Below are 15,063 nucleotides of genomic sequence, written 5' to 3'. Positions count from 1 at the left end.
ATTCTCCCTTGGGTATGACAGCAGGCTCTAGCCGGCGTCCTGCCTGACGACGCGCAGCATGGGCCGGGCATTGAGTTCGGCGGGCGTAAAACGCGCAAGAAGGTCGAAAGATGTCATGGCTTCGCCGGCAGCGAAGCGTCGCCCGTTGACGACGAGATGCCCGAGGCCGAACAGGGTAAGAAGCGCTTCCGTCGCATCTCCGGCCGGGGTTTCGAAAAGCAGATTCGTCTGGCCGAAATGTTCCAGACCCGTTGTCCAGGCCCTGATCTCTTCCCCCTCCTCCATCACGAAGGTTCCGAAGGCCAGCATCGCCGCCATTTGCTGCGGTTGGTCCAGATGGCTGTTTGCATAGTTCAGATAGTCATCGAGATTGGCGCGGCCGACGATCATGTCGAGATAATGCAATACGACGGCCTGCATGGGAGCGACCTGATGAATGCCGAGCAGGGCTGAGGCGATCTCGTTATGGGCGATTTCAGGATCGTCCTCATCCGCCATGATGAGGAATCTGAACTCGCACTGATGTGTCGCGCGGCTGAAATCGTCATATGCCGCCTTGGCGTCAACGCAAAAGGTCTTTGACCAGTCAACCCCGGCCTCTGCGACTGCCGGATATTGGGCCGGCGCAACCGGCGCCACTGCGACCGGCTCGGGAGTGCCGACAAAGACCCTGGTCGAACCGCGCAGGCCGTCAAACACGCCCTTTTCGCTCAGCCGCTCACATTCATATCCCTCCTCGCCCCACGCTTCTGTCAGCATTGAATCAGAGATCGTGGGTTCGCTGTCGAAATAGAGTGTCGCCTTGAAAAATTGAGTGTCGCCATTTGCCATTACAAATCCCGTCCATGGCATTTTCTGTGCGTTATGGCTTTATGATCCCGCCATGATAGTCAAGCCGGTACGTTTCGACATGGCCCCGGTAAATGCGCTCGATGCCGGTGAAGGACCGGAATTCGCCTTCATTCGTATCGACATAGACCAGATTTTCCACCGGGTTGGTGAAACCGCCAAGGAACCGGCCCTCCCGATAGAGCGTGGAAAGCGACCGCTGAATGACCATGCCAGCCGTGGCGCCGTCGATCATGTCGGGCCGGAGGATGCGGCCGTAATAACTCATTGCCCACACCGCCGTTCCCTCATGCCAGACGACCTCCTGGCCGATGAAATCGGTTCCCCCGAAATAGCTGTCGATATAGTGCCAGTCGCCGCTCTGATAACCGAGATCGTGCGATCCCTTGCGCGTGGGCGTAGCGGATTTGTTGCCGCCGCCGACATAAGTGGCGGACTTGGCCTGCACGATGAACTCTTCCAGCATGGGAAACCTTTCGGGACAAGAACATAAAGTGAACATAAGCGATTTTTGGGGCCGTCGCAAGTGCGGTCCCTGCCCGGCATCGAACCCGCATTTCAGCAATGGCGGGCTTGGTAATCGCGGCGTTTGCGCTTAGAAGCGTGGCAGGAATTATCCGAAAAGAGTGTCCATGCCGCAAAACCCGCAAATCTATGTCGATGCCGATGCCTGCCCCGTGAAGCCGGAGATTCTCAAGGTGGCGGAACGGCATGGGCTGGAAGTGACCTTTGTTGCCAATTCCGGTCTGCGCCCGTCACGCGATCCCATGGTGAAAAACGTCATCGTATCCGCCGGTTTCGACGCGGCGGACGACTGGATCGCCGATCATGCCGGTGAGAACGATATCGTCATCACCGCCGATGTGCCGCTGGCTGGGCGCTGCGTCGCCAAGGGTGCGTTGGTGACCGGGCCGACGGGCCGCGTTTTTGACCAGTCGAATATCGGGATGGCGACGGCGATGCGCGATCTTGGCGCGCATCTGCGCGAAACCGGTGAAAGCAAGGGATATAATGCGGCTTTTTCACCGCGTGACCGCTCCGCTTTTCTGGAGACGCTTGACCGCTTCTGCCGCCGTGTCAAAAAATGACGGCGCCAACAGAAAGGTGCCGCCCATGACCCCGGCCAATATGAAAAGCAACAGCTATCGCCGCCATCAACCTTTCGTCATTGCTTTTTTGGTCGGTGCCGTGAGCCTTGGCCTGGCGCTGGTTTTTGCGCCACCGCTGGCGATCGAGATCGCGGCCGTTCTGTTCTTCCTGACCTATCTCACCCTGATTACCTTTCGCCTGTCGGGCCTGACGGCGCAGCATCTGAAGGCCCATGCCGATAGCGACGATCTGCCTGCGGTCGCCATCATCGCCGTCACGCTGCTTGCCGTTGCCGTCGCGGTGGTATCGCTGTTTCAGGCCCTCAACCATACGGGCGAAACAGTCTGGGCGCTGCTCATCGCCTTCGCCTCGGTGATCTTCGGCTGGCTGACCATCCACACCATGACCGCCCTGCATTACGCCCATCTTTACTGGCGGCCCGCCATGGTGGACGGCAAACGCCAGCATCGCGGCGGCATGGATTTTCCTGGCACGAAGGAACCCTGCGGTTACGACTTTCTCTATTTTGCCGTGGTGATCGGCATGACGGCGCAGACGTCGGATGTGGGGATAACCACGACCGCCATGCGCAAGGTCACGCTGCTGCACTCCATCGTTTCTTTCTTCTTCAATACGGTTCTGGTGGCGGCGGCGGTCAATGCAGCTGTCTCGCTTGCGGGCTGAACCGGGAAATTTCACAAGGAATGGCTTCATGAACATTATTTCGCAGAATACGGCCTTTGGCGGCATGCAGGGCGTATTTTCGCACACATCGGAAACCCTGAAATCTGAGATGAGCTTTGCGGTTTATGTGCCGCCGAAGGCGATCCATGAGCCCTGCCCTGTCCTGTGGTATCTTTCCGGCCTTACCTGCACCCATGCCAATGTCATGGAAAAAGGCGAATATCGCCGCATGGCGTCCAAACTGGGACTGATCGTCGTCTGCCCAGACACCAGCCCGCGCGGCAATGACGTGCCGGACGAATTGACCAACTGGCAGATGGGCAAAGGCGCCGGATTTTATCTCGATGCCACAGAGGAGCCCTGGTCCGAGCACTACCGGATGTACAGCTATGTGACGGAAGAACTGCCTGCCCTCATCGGCCAGCATTTCCGTGCGGATATGAGCCGCCAGGGCATTTTCGGCCATTCGATGGGCGGCCATGGCGCGATGACCATTGCGCTCAAGAACCCCGAGCGTTTCAAGAGCTGCTCCGCCTTTGCGCCGATCGTGGCCCCCTCTTCGGCCGACTGGTCCGAGCCGGCGCTGGAAAAATACCTCGGTGCGGATAAGGCCGCATGGCGTCAATACGACGCCTGTGCGCTGGTCGAGGACGGTGCGCGTTTCCCCGAGTTCCTGATCGATCAGGGCAAGGCCGATAGTTTTCTTGAAAAGGGCCTGCGCCCCTGGCTGTTCGAAGAAGCGGTCAAGGGCACGGATATCGGCCTGACGCTGCGCATACATGAGCGCTACGACCACTCCTATTATTTCATTTCCACCTTCATGGATGACCATTTGAAGTGGCATGCGGAGCGGCTGGGATAAGGATGGAGAAGCAGGCCGGCGGCGCCCTGTTAGCGCCGCCGCTGCAGATTTAACCTGACATTACGGGATGCGGGCAATGACCTTGATCTCGAAATCGAAACCGGCAAGCCAGTTGACGCCGACGGCCGTCCAGTTCGGGTAAGGCTTTTGGCTGAAAATCTCCTGCTTGACGGCCATGATCGTTCCGAACTGGTTTTCCGGATCCGTGTGGAACGTCGTTACATCCACAATATTGTCGAAGGTGCAGCCCGCCGCTGCAAGCGTGGCCTTGAGGTTTTCAAAGGCCAGCCGGACCTGACGGTCAAAATCAGGTTCAGGCGTTCCATCGGCACGGCTGCCGACCTGGCCGGAAACGAAAAGAAGGTCACCGGATCGGATCGCTGCGGAATAGCCATGCTCCTCGTAAAGCGCATGCCTGTTGGCGGGGAAAATTGCTTCGCGTGCGGTCATTGTGCATCTCTCTTATGGCTGAGTGGTCATGGACACCGAGAAGCGTTGTTCTTCTTAAAAGAAGGCTTCGGACGCCCATTTACATACGTTACGTATGTCAGATAGTTACATACGCGCCGCATGTCAATTCCATATACGCGACGTATGCGAACTTAAGGGCACGGAAGATGCGCCTAATTGAAGCTTGAGATATTTGTGAAGCTGAAGTGCGGACGAATAGAAGTCACGCCCTCGCCTTTTGTGTCCGGCCTATGGAAACAGAGCCGTTGCAAGCGTCGTCGGGCCGGGTCGGCTGAGCCTGAACTCGCGGATCACGCGTTCGGCGACGCCATAGGCAAGTTCCTGCTCTATCGACTGATTGTCGAAGCTAACGACAGTGGCGGTGAATTTGGCCTCTGCGATCACCTCTCCCGTCGCGACGGCGGCGGCGCGGACGATGACCTTGGCTGACGCCCTTTCCCCGAAAAGAAAGGGACCGCGTGTAACGGATGCGAGGCGAATGGTCAGTACCACGCGCGGCCGGGTTTCTCCACGCGCCGTCGTCTTTATCGCATTCTGCACCTGCGCATGAATGGACTGCATCAGCGCCGGAGCTACATCCGGGCGGGCAGCGACAAATGCGCCGCGCACATCGTAAAGCAGCCGGTCGGTATTGGCCGCTTCCGGTTCCAGCCTGAAAGACATGAGCGTGAAACACGCCAGCACAAGAATGCCAAGGCGTTTCAGCGTGGTGATCATGATCAGCGGCTCCCCTAACGTGAGGTAACCGCATATTCGACCATCAGGGTTAGAAAAGCGTTAAGGCGCGCTCTTCAGGGACTCCAGAACATTGAGTGCGGCGCGCATATCGACAAGCCTGACGGCGCGGCGCTCCAGCGCCTCCTCGTCCTCGCCCCATTGCTCGGCCGTCCAGTCCTCGTCCAGATGGGCAAGTGCCCAGGTTTCCTCCAGCGTCAGCTCCTCTTCCGCCAGCGCCAGCGCCAAAATGGCGGAGCCGGTCAGCGACGTCATGGTGTGAAGAGCGGCAAGCGTAATCGGCGTATCGTATTTCTTCAGCGTTACCGCAAAAGCCGCGATGGCTTCGCGCGGCTGGTCCTGATGCATCACGCCTTCAACGAGAATGAAGCGCGCTCCGAGCACATTGGCCGCCCAGTCCAGAACAGGATCCCAATGGTCCGTCTGCCGCGCGACCAGCGCTTGCGGATCGCCGGCGCGATAGCAGAGGAGATCGGAAGAGGAAAAACGAAGTATGTCTTCAAAAACCGCCTGGGTATCGTTGGCAACGCCATCAATGGCCGTGTTCACATGCCGAGAGACGGGCATGACCACCGGATTGACCACTTCTTTCTGGGCGTCCCATTCATCGCGAAGCAGTTTCGCCAGCGCGCGTGTCGGGACGGTCAGCGGCTTCTTGGCGGGGGTGCGCAGCGGCTTGCCATCGAGAAGGATGGTAAAGCCGCCCTCTTCCGTCTCACCGACGGTGACATCCTTGTAGAACCGCTTCGGCAGAGGTTTCTGCATCTGGATCTGCGCGCGCAGGATGGGATCGGGATGGCTCAGGCCCTCCGAAAGGTCATTCAGGAGATCACGCATGGCACGTCCTCGTCAGTCGGATAAAATGGTTATTCAAGAATATCGGCCGGAACATAGGCCGGGATTTCGCGCGGGTGGCTGACGACCGTATCGGCGCCCGCCTTCCAGAGATCGTCGACCGAGGCATAACCCCAGGCGACGCCGATTGCTTTCGCACCCGCAGCCTTGGCCATCTGCATGTCATAGATCGCATCGCCGATAACGACAGTGTCGGCCGCAACCATGCCGGTTTCATGGCAGCATTCCATCACCATGGCCGGATGCGGCTTGGAGGGGCAATCATCCGCCGTGCGCGACACGATGAAATGATCGGCAAAGCCATGCGTTTCGAGAATATGGGTCAGCCCGCGACGACCTTTGCCGGTGACGGCGCCGATCAGGACATCGTCGCGTTTCGCCAGCTCGTCGATCAGCGCCGCAACGCCATCGAAAAGCGGCTCGATCATTCCCGGGCGGGCGCGGACCGGATGATAGATTTCCTTGTAGCGCTGCGTCATCGCCAGCGCCTCGTCATCCACATGCGGCTTGTCGAGCATGCGGGCGATGGCGATATCCAGCGTCAGGCCGATAATGGCCTTGGTCTGCGAGATATCCGGACGCGGTTTTCCGAAATCGGCGAATGTATCGGACATGACGGCATGGATGAGGCCGGCGCTATCCACCAGCGTGCCGTCGCAATCGAAAAGAACGAGTTTCATGGGCTGTCAGCCTTCCCTGTCGCCATCGGCCACGTCGAGGCCGAGCAGGTTCCAGGTCTGGACCATATGCGGCGGCAGGGGTGCGCTGACCCGAAGCCGGCCGCCATTCGGATGCGGAATGTCGATATGGCGCGCGTGGAGATGCAGGCGTTTCTGGATGCCGCCCGGAAAATCCCAGTTTGGATCATCGATGTAATATTTGGGATCGCCGATGATCGGGTGTCCCATATGCAGTGCATGGACGCGAAGCTGGTGGGTGCGGCCGGTATAGGGTTCCATTTCCAGCCAGGCAAGGTTCTGCGCGGCGGTATCGATGACACGGTAATAGGAAATGGCGTGGTCGGCCCCCTCCTCGCCATGCTTGGCGATGCGCATGCGGTCACCATCGGCCGTCTGTTCCTTGACGAGCCAGGTGGAAATCTTGTCCTGATGCTTGCGCGGCACGCCCTTGACCAGCGCCCAATAGGTCTTCTTGGTATCGCGCTCGCGGAAGGCGGCGGTCAGTTTCTGGGCAGCGCCACGGGTGCGGGCGACGACCAGCACGCCAGACGTATCGCGGTCGAGGCGGTGGACCAGACGCGGCTTTTCGCCCTTCTGGTTGGTCCATGCTTCGAGGAGCCCGTCAATATGACGGTTGACGCCGGAACCGCCCTGCACGGCAATGCCGGCCGGCTTGTTGAAAACAAAAACCTTGTCGTCCTCATGCAGCAGCATACGGGCCAGAAGCTCGGTATCTTCCGAATGCTTGAGGTCCCTTGATCCGATCGGGCCGCTCTTGACCTTGAGGTCGGAATCGACCGGCGGTACGCGAACCATCTGCCCCGGCTGCACCCTCGCATCGGTTTTTACACGGCCGCCATCCACGCGCACCTGTCCGGAGCGCAGCAGCTTCTGCAATTGCCCGAAACCTAGGCCCGGATAGTGAATCTTGAACCAGCGATCGAGCCGCATACCGGCCTCGTCGGCCTCGACCTTGATATGCTCGATACCTGCCATGAAATTTCCAGTCTCTCTGTCTTGATCGCACGCCCATATCTCTGGCGCGCCGTTTGAACCAAGCCTTTAGAACAAACTGCGGCCCAAGGCCAGCCCGGCAAAAACCGCAGCGATGGAAACCACAAGACTTGCAATGACGTAAACGGCTGAAAGACCGAGCGCGCCGCGCTCAAACAGTGCAACCGCATCGAGCGAGAAGGACGAAAAGGTGGTGAATCCGCCGAGCACGCCGGTAACGAGAAACAGGCGCATTTCCATCGAGGCGTTCAGCCGGCGCGCCACAAGCTCGACCAGTAAACCGATCAGGAAGGACCCAACCACGTTGACGGCCAATGTTCCCCAGGGAAAATTCGGACCAGCCAATCGCATGCTCCAGACACCGACCAGATAACGAAACACGGAACCGATTGCGCCGCCTGTGGCGACAAGGGCGATATTGATCATGGGGATTATGTCTCCGGAGGAAATTGCCGGACGATCTGTCCGAGGCATTTCTAGACCATGGCAATCCCGCGCGAAAGTCCACTACCCCGCGCTTTCGTCCATTAAAATACGATTAAATTGCAGGTCCGCGATTTAGCCTTCCAACAAGACGGCGGTGTTAGTCTCCTGTTTTTACGGGTCGGCGAAGATGGCCGGAGGTTGGATGACACAGGTTCTTTCCGTTTCAGCAAATACGGCCGCCTATGCACTGGAGGCGGTGAAGCCGTCGCCGCGCGTGCCGCGCAGGAGCGAGGTCGAAGAGGCCATTCATGAACTGGCGCGCAAGGCGGAAAACGGAGACGACTTTCAACTCAGAGCCCTGATGACGGCCATCAAGCCGCCCGCACTTACCCTTTATTTCCTGACCAATGCCAGCCAGCGTCACGAACCGCAGACAACGCTCGATCAGGCCGTGGAGGCCTATGAGGAAAACAACTCTCCTTCAGATCATAAAAAATAAATTTATATCAAATAGATGTGTTAATATTCTAATTTTACAGTTTAGGTTTGGCCGATTTAAATTCGGCCTTCCCATTCAGGCTGATGTCAGGCTGATTTTCTAGATATCACCCATCGAATGCCGGAAAAATCACGGAGGCGATGGCCATCACGCCTTTTCCGTCACGGCGCTGAAAGCAAGGAAATAACCGAAAAAGCTTGCGGCTACCGGACATGTCACGCGTTCCGGTAGCCGTTTTTTTTCAGCCATCAATTATGCTGGTGTTCGTCACCCTTGGCCGAGCCTGCGGACAGCACGATTTCGACCTTGCCGGCTTTTTCGAAGATCAGCGTCACCGGCACCTTGTCACCTTCGGCAAAGGGCTTCTTCACGTTGAAGAACATCATGTGCAGGCCGCCCGACTTCAATTCCACCGTCTGGCCGGCGGGAATGACGATGCCGTCATCCAGCTTGCGCATTTTCATGACGTCGTTGACCATGGCCATTTCATGAATTTCAGCGCGACCAGCGGCGGCGGATTCGACGCCGATCAGCTTGTCATCGCTATCACCGGCATTCTTGATCGTCACATAACCGCCGCCGACGGGCTGGCCCGGCAGCATGGCCTTGGTCGTGGCGCCGGAAACCTCAAGGCTGCCAGCCTTCACTACATCCATATCCATGGCCATGGCGGAATGGTCATGCCCGCCGGCATGGGTCTTGGCAGTAACGCGGATGGCCGGGGCCGGGTTTTTCAGCGAATGCGGATCGACGCCCGCCGCTGCCACCTCGTCCCAGGAAACCTTGCCCTTGTCGCCGCAAAGCTGCGTGACCTTGAAGGGCAGGTCCTGCCCTGCCTCTATACCGGAGATTTTTCCCTGTATCGCAAAGGTGTCGTAGAACTCGTCCGGCAGGTTGCCGCCTTTCCAGCGAATCTCGACCGGGCCGCTTTTGATCTCCTGGCCGTGGTTCTTGTAGGCCTTCTGATAGTCGCCCTTGATGATTTCCAGTTCCCAGCCGGCCTTGGGCTGCGGCTTGGCGGAAATGAAACCTTCCGGCAGCTTGACCTGAACTTCGGTCGTGGCAAGACCGCCTTCGCAGCCATGCGGCACCTGAAGAGCGGCGACGACGGTGCTTTCCTGTTCGGCCGAAGCGTCAACGAAGCTGGTATGGGCAAATGCCTGGACGCTGGAGACCGAAGCGGCAAACAGGGTGCAGGTGATGATCCTGGTGGTTTTCATTGTGTCTTGTCCTTGCGACTGCGCCCCACGGGCAGTGCAGCCATTGCGTGCCGCCAGCCGGCGGCGATGATCCTGTGAAACGAAGAGATCAGGCGGACAGCAATGGCGGGCCGCGCGCAGCCTGTTTAAGGATCGTCAGGACCGAGCGGAAACTCCACTCCGCGGATAAACGATTGTCGAGCCAGGCGAATTCGGTCCTCAGCCAGCCGTCCGCATCGGGCACGGGCAGGAGAATGGACGAGGCCAGCAGGCAGGCCTCGCAAAACAGGATCGCATCGCTGGAATGGGTCGGACCGTCTTTGGCGTGCGAGGCATTCACCCCGCCGCCGTGGCCGAGGCAAATCTCTGCAAAGGTGCCATCCGGCAGCCGGTAACTCTCATCAAGCACGACTTGCGAGGCAGCGGCAAGTACGGGCTTGTGGGCAAAGCCGAGCGACAACATCAAGGTCGCGCAGAAAATGCGAAGCATTTTCTCCATCCCTGTCAGCCGTCGCTTTCGATTTGCGTCCATATTCTGGCGATACCTTTCTTTCTCACCGATTTCAAAGGGGAAATTTGCCGCAGCCCCAGGCTCTGAACCGGAACAATCGTCGGAGCGCGGCATTTTCCCTCCGATAAACTGTTGCGGAAGGAGTATCCGACATGCCGGCCAAATCGAAAGCCCAGCAGAAAGCGGCGGGCGCGGCGCTGGCCGCTAAACGCGGCGACATCAAGAAATCCAGTTTACAAGGTGCTTCAAAAAGCATGGAGAAGTCCATGACAGAAAAGGAACTTGATGAATTGGCATCGACAAAACGCAAGGGTTTGCCGGAGAAAAAATCCGACTGATATTGTCCGGCACTCAGGCTATTGACTGCATCTTACGCCGACGATGGCGCAGATGGAGCAAGAATCTGTTCAGATGCGTCATTTGGTCCTTGCCAATAACGGGTCTTCGAAGATAATGAGCGTCGCATCATCGTTGGGAGAAGCCGCTTCACTGCGGTGCCGAAGGAGCAACCGCCCCGGAAACTCTCAGGCAAAAGGACCAGCGGTGACGACGGAACTCTGGAGAGAAGCCACCTTTCATTAGGACGGCTCGCCGAAGGGATAACAATCTCAGGCGACAAGGACAGAGGGGGCTCTTGAACCCGGCGCGTTTTTAGCGTCATGACCTGAGCCCGCGCGATCTTTCGCGCAACCCTGGAGGCGTCCTTGGACGATACCGCCGAGCTTCAAATCACGCCGCTCAATTCCCTGCATCTATCGCTTGGCGCCCGCATGGTGCCTTTCGCCGGTTATGACATGCCGGTGCAATATCCGGCCGGCGTTCTGAAGGAACATCTTCAGACCCGCACCTCCGCCGGTCTGTTTGACGTGTCCCATATGGGTCAGGTGATCCTGAAGGCGAAGTCCGGCAAAAATGAAGATGCCGCACTCGCGCTGGAAAAGCTGGTGCCGGTGGATATTTTCGGCCTGAAGGAAGGCCGCCAGCGTTACGGTTTCTTCACCGACGAAAACGGCGGCATTCTCGATGACCTGATGATCACCAATCGCGGCGACCATCTTTTCGTCGTCGTCAATGCGGCCTGCAAGGATGCCGATGTCGCCCATATGAAGGCGCATCTTTCCGACGCCTGCGAGATAACGCTTCTCGATGACCGGGCGCTCATCGCGCTTCAGGGACCGCGCGCTGAGGCCGTTCTGGCTGAACTCTGGGCCGGCGTTTCGGAAATGAAATTCATGGATGTGCAGGAAGTGCCGCTGCATGACGTGCCCTGCATCGTCTCCCGCTCCGGTTATTCCGGTGAAGACGGCTTTGAAATCTCCGTACCCGCCGACAAGGCCGAGGAGATTGCCAAAGCCCTGCTCGAACATCCCGATTGCGATCCGATCGGACTTGGTGCGCGTGACAGCCTGCGTCTGGAAGCCGGCCTTTGTCTCTACGGCAACGATATCGACACCACGACCTCCCCCATCGAAGCCTCGCTCGAATGGGCGATCCAGAAAGCGCGCCGCGCTGGCGGCGACCGCGAGGGCGGTTTTCCCGGCGCGGAGCGTATTCTCGGCGAACTGAAAGATGGCACATCGCGCCGCCGCGTCGGCCTGAAGCCGGAAGGCAAGGCGCCGGTGCGCGGCCATTCGAAGCTGTTTGCGGATGCCGAAGGCAAGACGGAAATCGGTGAAGTGACCTCGGGCGGTTTCGGTCCCTCGGTCGAAGGTCCCGTCGCCATGGGTTACGTGCCTGTTTCCCACGCCGCTCCCGGCACGGCTGTCTTTGCGGAAGTGCGCGGCAAATATCTGCCCGTCACCGTCGCTGCCCTGCCCTTCATCAAGCCCACCTATAAACGATAATCTTCATCCCATCTCCGGAGAGAATACGATGCTGAAATTTACCGCAGAACACGAATGGCTGAAGTTCGAAGGCGATATCGCCACCGTTGGCATCACCAGCCACGCCGCTGAACAGCTTGGCGATCTCGTCTTCGTCGAATTGCCGGAAGTGGGCGCCACCTTCTCCAAGGATGGCGACGCGGCGACTGTTGAATCCGTCAAGGCGGCTTCCGACGTCTATTGTCCGCTGGATGGCGAAGTGGTGGAAATTAACCAGGCCATCGTCGATGATCCTTCGCTGGTCAATTCCGACCCGCAGGGCGCCGGCTGGTTCTTCAAACTCAAGCTTTCCAACGCCGCAGATGCCGATACGCTGCTCGACGAAGCAGCCTACAAGGAGCTGATCGCGTAATGACGACGCCCACCGAATTCCATTTCACCGACTATCAGCCCTATGATTTCGCCAACCGGCGTCACATCGGGCCGTCGCCGTCGGAAATGGCCGAGATGCTGAAGGTCGTTGGCTATAAGAGCCTCGACGCCCTGATCGACGCCACCGTTCCCTCCTCCATCCGCCAGAAGGTGCCGCTGACCTGGGGTGCCGCGTTGACCGAACGCGAGGCGCTCGACCGCCTGCGTGAAACGGCCAACAAGAACCAGGTTCTGACCTCGCTTATCGGCCAGGGTTATTACGGCACCATCACGCCGCCGGTCATCCAGCGCAATATTCTGGAAAACCCGGCCTGGTACACCGCCTATACGCCCTATCAGCCGGAAATCAGCCAGGGCCGCCTTGAGGCGCTGTTGAACTATCAGACGATGGTGTGCGACCTGACTGGTCTCGATGTCGCCAACGCATCGCTGCTCGATGAAGCGACGGCGGCTGCCGAAGCCATGGCGATGTGCCAGCGTGTTGCCAAGTCCAAGGCGACCGCCTTCTTCGTTGACGCCAATTGCCATCCGCAGACCATTGCGCTGATCGAGACGCGTGCGGCCCCGCTCGGCTGGAAGGTGATTGTCGGTAACCCGTTTACCGATCTCGATCCGGTCGACGTGTTCGGCGCGATCTTCCAGTATCCGGGCACGCACGGCCATGTCAGCGATTTCTCAGGCCTGATTTCCCGCCTGCACCAGACGGGTGCGATTGCTGCCGTCGCCGCCGATCTTCTGGCGCTGACGCTTCTGAAGTCGCCCGGCGAAATGGGTGCGGATATCGCCATCGGCACCTCGCAGCGTTTCGGCGTTCCGGTTGGTTACGGCGGTCCGCATGCGGCCTACATGGCCGTCAAGGACGCCCATAAGCGCTCCATGCCCGGCCGTCTGGTCGGCGTCTCGGTCGATGCCCGCGGCAACCGCGCCTATCGCCTGTCGCTGCAGACCCGCGAGCAGCATATCCGCCGCGAAAAGGCGACGTCGAACATCTGCACCGCGCAGGTGCTGCTCGCCGTCATGGCCTCCATGTATGGCGTCTTCCATGGCCCGCAGGGTATCAAGGCCATTGCCCAGCAGACCCACCAGAAGGCGGTGCTGATGGCCAAGGGGCTGGAAAAGCTCGGCTACACCATCGAGCCGGAAACCTTCTTTGACACCATCACCGTTGAAGTCGGCCATATGCAGGGCGTCATCCTGCGTTCGGCCGTGGCGGAAGGCGTGAACCTGCGCAAGGTCGGCGCGACCAAGATCGGCATGAGCCTTGACGAGCGTACGCGCCCGGCAACGCTTGAGGCCGTCTGGCGTGCTTTCGGCGGCAATTTCTCGATCTCGGATTTTGAGCCGGAATATCGCCTGCCGAAGGAATTGCTGCGCACCAGCCAGTATATGACGCATCCGATCTTCCACATGAACCGTGCCGAAAGCGAGATGACCCGTTACATCCGCCGCCTTTCGGACCGTGATCTGGCGCTCGACCGCTCGATGATCCCGCTCGGTTCCTGCACCATGAAACTGAATGCGACAGCGGAAATGCTGCCGATCACCTGGCCGGAATTTTCCGACATCCATCCCTTCGTGCCGGCCGATCAGGCGCTCGGTTACAAGGAGATGATCGACGATCTTTCCGAAAAGCTGTGCTCGGTCACCGGTTACGACGCCTTCTCCATGCAGCCGAATTCCGGCGCGCAGGGCGAATATGCCGGGCTTCTGACCATCCGCAACTATCACCTCGCCAATGGCGACACACATCGTGACGTCTGCCTCATTCCGACTTCCGCGCATGGCACCAACCCTGCCTCGGCGCAGATGGTCGGCATGAAGGTGGTGCCGGTGAAAGTGCGGGATAACGGCGACATCGATATCGATGATTTCCGAGCAAAAGCAGAGCAGTATACGGAAAACCTCTCGTGCTGCATGATCACTTACCCGTCCACCCACGGCGTGTTCGAGGAGACGGTTCGCGAGATCTGCGAGATCACCCACAAGCATGGTGGACAGGTCTATCTCGACGGCGCCAACATGAACGCCATGGTCGGCCTTGCCCGTCCCGGCGATATCGGTTCCGACGTTTCGCATCTCAACCTGCACAAGACCTTCTGCATTCCGCATGGCGGCGGTGGCCCCGGTATGGGTCCGATCGGTGTCAAGGCGCATCTTGCTCCTTACCTTCCCGGCCATCCGGCGACGGACGGCCGTGAGGGTGCGGTGTCTGCTGCCCCGTTTGGTTCGCCGTCGATCCTGCCGATTTCCTGGAGCTATTGCCTGATGATGGGCGGCGAAGGGCTGACGCAGGCGACCAAGGTGGCGATCCTCAATGCCAATTACATCGCCGAACGGCTGAAGGGCGCTTATGACGTGCTCTACAAGTCCGAAACGGGACGTGTGGCGCATGAATGCATCATCGATACCCGCCCGCTGGCTGACAGCTGCGGCGTGACGGTGGACGATGTCGCAAAACGCCTCATCGACTGCGGTTTCCATGCGCCGACCATGAGCTGGCCGGTTGCCGGCACGCTGATGATCGAGCCGACGGAATCCGAAACCAAGGCGGAAATCGACCGTTTCTGCGATGCCATGCTGGCGATCCGTGAGGAAGCCCGCGACATCGAGGAAGGTCGTGCGGACAAGACCAACAACCCGCTGAAGAACGCGCCGCATACGGTGGAAGACCTCGTCGGCGAATGGGATCGTCCCTATAGCCGCGAAAAGGGCTGCTTCCCGCCTGGCGCCTTCCGCATCGACAAATACTGGTCGCCGGTCAACCGCATCGACAATGTCTATGGCGACCGCAACCTCATCTGCACCTGCCCGCCGATGGAGGCTTATGCCGAAGCCGCCGAATAAGGCACTCGTTTCGAATAATAAAAAGGCCCGGACAGATCCGGGCCTTTTTTCGTTGCTGCGACGGAAACGTTCCCGGAACCGCGCTGACAC

General features: G+C 59.1%; 18 protein-coding genes and 1 riboswitch. Of the genes, 8 read left to right on the top strand and 10 right to left on the bottom strand.

The window, feature by feature from the left end:
- Nucleotides 1-27: 27 nt before the first annotated feature.
- Nucleotides 28-831 (bottom strand): hypothetical protein, encoded by an 804-nt coding sequence (locus FY152_05610; GenBank protein UXS31597.1) that lies wholly within the window; start codon nucleotides 829-831, stop codon nucleotides 28-30.
- Nucleotides 832-862: 31 nt separating this feature from the next.
- Complete coding sequence (locus FY152_05605) at nucleotides 863-1,315, bottom strand: hypothetical protein (protein UXS31596.1); 453 nt, start codon at nucleotides 1,313-1,315, stop codon at nucleotides 863-865.
- Nucleotides 1,316-1,481: 166 nt separating this feature from the next.
- Here FY152_05605 and FY152_05600 point away from each other — a divergent pair, with 166 nt between their 5' ends.
- Genes FY152_05600 through fghA form a run of 3 tightly spaced genes read left to right on the top strand, consistent with a single transcriptional unit; the run spans nucleotide 1,482 to nucleotide 3,484 of the window.
- Complete coding sequence (locus tag FY152_05600; protein ID UXS31595.1) at nucleotides 1,482-1,937, top strand: YaiI/YqxD family protein; 456 nt, start codon at nucleotides 1,482-1,484, stop codon at nucleotides 1,935-1,937.
- A gap of 25 nt (nucleotides 1,938-1,962) precedes the next feature.
- Nucleotides 1,963-2,622: a DUF1345 domain-containing protein gene (locus FY152_05595; GenBank protein ID UXS31594.1), complete on the top strand. Its 660-nt coding sequence runs from the start codon at nucleotides 1,963-1,965 to the stop codon at nucleotides 2,620-2,622.
- Between the two features lie 28 nt (nucleotides 2,623-2,650).
- The gene (gene fghA, locus FY152_05590; protein ID UXS31593.1) at nucleotides 2,651-3,484 is read left to right on the top strand and encodes an S-formylglutathione hydrolase; all 834 of its coding nucleotides are present in this window, start codon (nucleotides 2,651-2,653) and stop codon (nucleotides 3,482-3,484) included.
- Nucleotides 3,485-3,544: 60 nt separating this feature from the next.
- Here the strand turns inward: fghA and FY152_05585 are convergent, their stop codons facing one another.
- From FY152_05585 to crcB, 6 genes are all read right to left on the bottom strand, one after another.
- A complete protein-coding gene (locus FY152_05585; GenBank protein ID UXS31592.1) occupies nucleotides 3,545-3,934 on the bottom strand; it encodes a RidA family protein in 390 nt (129 codons plus the stop codon).
- Between the two features lie 249 nt (nucleotides 3,935-4,183).
- Nucleotides 4,184-4,672, bottom strand: a complete 489-nt coding sequence (locus tag FY152_05580) for a hypothetical protein (GenBank protein UXS31591.1) — start codon at nucleotides 4,670-4,672, stop codon at nucleotides 4,184-4,186.
- A 60-nt stretch (nucleotides 4,673-4,732) separates the two neighbouring features.
- Nucleotides 4,733-5,527, bottom strand: coding sequence for an ATPase (locus FY152_05575; GenBank protein ID UXS31590.1), 795 nt, complete (start codon nucleotides 5,525-5,527; stop codon nucleotides 4,733-4,735).
- A 29-nt stretch (nucleotides 5,528-5,556) separates the two neighbouring features.
- Nucleotides 5,557-6,225, bottom strand: coding sequence for an HAD family hydrolase (locus tag FY152_05570; GenBank protein UXS31589.1), 669 nt, complete (start codon nucleotides 6,223-6,225; stop codon nucleotides 5,557-5,559).
- A 6-nt stretch (nucleotides 6,226-6,231) separates the two neighbouring features.
- A complete protein-coding gene (locus tag FY152_05565; protein ID UXS31588.1) occupies nucleotides 6,232-7,221 on the bottom strand; it encodes an RluA family pseudouridine synthase in 990 nt (329 codons plus the stop codon).
- A gap of 66 nt (nucleotides 7,222-7,287) precedes the next feature.
- Nucleotides 7,288-7,665 (bottom strand): fluoride efflux transporter CrcB, encoded by a 378-nt coding sequence (gene crcB, locus FY152_05560; GenBank protein ID UXS31587.1) that lies wholly within the window; start codon nucleotides 7,663-7,665, stop codon nucleotides 7,288-7,290.
- A gap of 202 nt (nucleotides 7,666-7,867) precedes the next feature.
- On the opposite strand from crcB, the gene FY152_05555 reads away from it, so the two are divergent.
- Nucleotides 7,868-8,164, top strand: coding sequence for a hypothetical protein (locus tag FY152_05555; GenBank protein UXS31586.1), 297 nt, complete (start codon nucleotides 7,868-7,870; stop codon nucleotides 8,162-8,164).
- Nucleotides 8,165-8,412: 248 nt separating this feature from the next.
- Here FY152_05555 and FY152_05550 read toward each other — a convergent pair whose 3' ends face one another.
- The gene (locus FY152_05550) at nucleotides 8,413-9,384 is read right to left on the bottom strand and encodes a DUF1775 domain-containing protein (GenBank protein ID UXS31585.1); all 972 of its coding nucleotides are present in this window, start codon (nucleotides 9,382-9,384) and stop codon (nucleotides 8,413-8,415) included.
- 88 nt (nucleotides 9,385-9,472) lie between these two features.
- Nucleotides 9,473-9,895, bottom strand: coding sequence for a hypothetical protein (locus tag FY152_05545; GenBank protein ID UXS31584.1), 423 nt, complete (start codon nucleotides 9,893-9,895; stop codon nucleotides 9,473-9,475).
- Nucleotides 9,896-10,026: 131 nt separating this feature from the next.
- On the opposite strand from FY152_05545, the gene FY152_05540 reads away from it, so the two are divergent.
- The 4 genes from FY152_05540 (at nucleotide 10,027) to gcvP (ending at nucleotide 14,973) form a co-directional block, all read left to right on the top strand.
- Nucleotides 10,027-10,212, top strand: coding sequence for a DUF3008 family protein (locus FY152_05540; GenBank protein ID UXS31583.1), 186 nt, complete (start codon nucleotides 10,027-10,029; stop codon nucleotides 10,210-10,212).
- A 124-nt stretch (nucleotides 10,213-10,336) separates the two neighbouring features.
- A riboswitch (glycine riboswitch) is annotated at nucleotides 10,337-10,424 on the top strand.
- A 154-nt stretch (nucleotides 10,425-10,578) separates the two neighbouring features.
- The gene (gene gcvT, locus FY152_05535; protein ID UXS31582.1) at nucleotides 10,579-11,718 is read left to right on the top strand and encodes a glycine cleavage system aminomethyltransferase GcvT; all 1,140 of its coding nucleotides are present in this window, start codon (nucleotides 10,579-10,581) and stop codon (nucleotides 11,716-11,718) included.
- Between the two features lie 28 nt (nucleotides 11,719-11,746).
- A complete protein-coding gene (gene gcvH, locus FY152_05530; GenBank protein UXS31581.1) occupies nucleotides 11,747-12,109 on the top strand; it encodes a glycine cleavage system protein GcvH in 363 nt (120 codons plus the stop codon).
- A complete protein-coding gene (gene gcvP / locus FY152_05525) occupies nucleotides 12,109-14,973 on the top strand; it encodes an aminomethyl-transferring glycine dehydrogenase (GenBank protein ID UXS31580.1) in 2,865 nt (954 codons plus the stop codon). The genes gcvH and gcvP overlap by 1 nt, the downstream gene beginning before the upstream one ends.
- The last annotated feature ends 90 nt before the right edge of the window (nucleotides 14,974-15,063 follow it).

Source organism: Agrobacterium tumefaciens (assembly GCA_025560025.1).
In the GTDB taxonomy this organism is placed as follows: Bacteria; Pseudomonadota; Alphaproteobacteria; order Rhizobiales; family Rhizobiaceae; genus Agrobacterium.
Note: the sequence above shows the minus strand (reverse complement) of the source record. Positions and strands in the feature narration are given on the sequence as shown.

Bases quoted from the DNA above. Each gene is read 5' to 3' on its own strand.
- FY152_05540 (UXS31583.1), top strand. From the start codon at position 10,027: ATGCCGGCCAAATCGAAAGCCCAGCAGAAAGCGGCGGGCGCGGCGCTG.
- FY152_05600 (UXS31595.1), top strand. From the start codon at position 1,482: ATGCCGCAAAACCCGCAAATCTATGTCGATGCCGATGCCTGCCCCGTG.
- FY152_05580 (UXS31591.1), bottom strand. From the start codon at position 4,672: ATGATCACCACGCTGAAACGCCTTGGCATTCTTGTGCTGGCGTGTTTC.
- FY152_05555 (UXS31586.1), top strand. From the start codon at position 7,868: ATGACACAGGTTCTTTCCGTTTCAGCAAATACGGCCGCCTATGCACTG.
- FY152_05550 (UXS31585.1), bottom strand. From the start codon at position 9,384: ATGAAAACCACCAGGATCATCACCTGCACCCTGTTTGCCGCTTCGGTC.
- FY152_05585 (UXS31592.1), bottom strand. From the start codon at position 3,934: ATGACCGCACGCGAAGCAATTTTCCCCGCCAACAGGCATGCGCTTTAC.
- FY152_05565 (UXS31588.1), bottom strand. From the start codon at position 7,221: ATGGCAGGTATCGAGCATATCAAGGTCGAGGCCGACGAGGCCGGTATG.
- gcvP (UXS31580.1), top strand. From the start codon at position 12,109: ATGACGACGCCCACCGAATTCCATTTCACCGACTATCAGCCCTATGAT.
- FY152_05545 (UXS31584.1), bottom strand. From the start codon at position 9,895: ATGGACGCAAATCGAAAGCGACGGCTGACAGGGATGGAGAAAATGCTT.
- gcvH (UXS31581.1), top strand. From the start codon at position 11,747: ATGCTGAAATTTACCGCAGAACACGAATGGCTGAAGTTCGAAGGCGAT.
- FY152_05575 (UXS31590.1), bottom strand. From the start codon at position 5,527: ATGCGTGATCTCCTGAATGACCTTTCGGAGGGCCTGAGCCATCCCGAT.
- fghA (UXS31593.1), top strand. From the start codon at position 2,651: ATGAACATTATTTCGCAGAATACGGCCTTTGGCGGCATGCAGGGCGTA.
- crcB (UXS31587.1), bottom strand. From the start codon at position 7,665: ATGATCAATATCGCCCTTGTCGCCACAGGCGGCGCAATCGGTTCCGTG.
- FY152_05610 (UXS31597.1), bottom strand. From the start codon at position 831: ATGGCAAATGGCGACACTCAATTTTTCAAGGCGACACTCTATTTCGAC.
- FY152_05605 (UXS31596.1), bottom strand. From the start codon at position 1,315: ATGCTGGAAGAGTTCATCGTGCAGGCCAAGTCCGCCACTTATGTCGGC.
- FY152_05570 (UXS31589.1), bottom strand. From the start codon at position 6,225: ATGAAACTCGTTCTTTTCGATTGCGACGGCACGCTGGTGGATAGCGCC.
- FY152_05595 (UXS31594.1), top strand. From the start codon at position 1,963: ATGACCCCGGCCAATATGAAAAGCAACAGCTATCGCCGCCATCAACCT.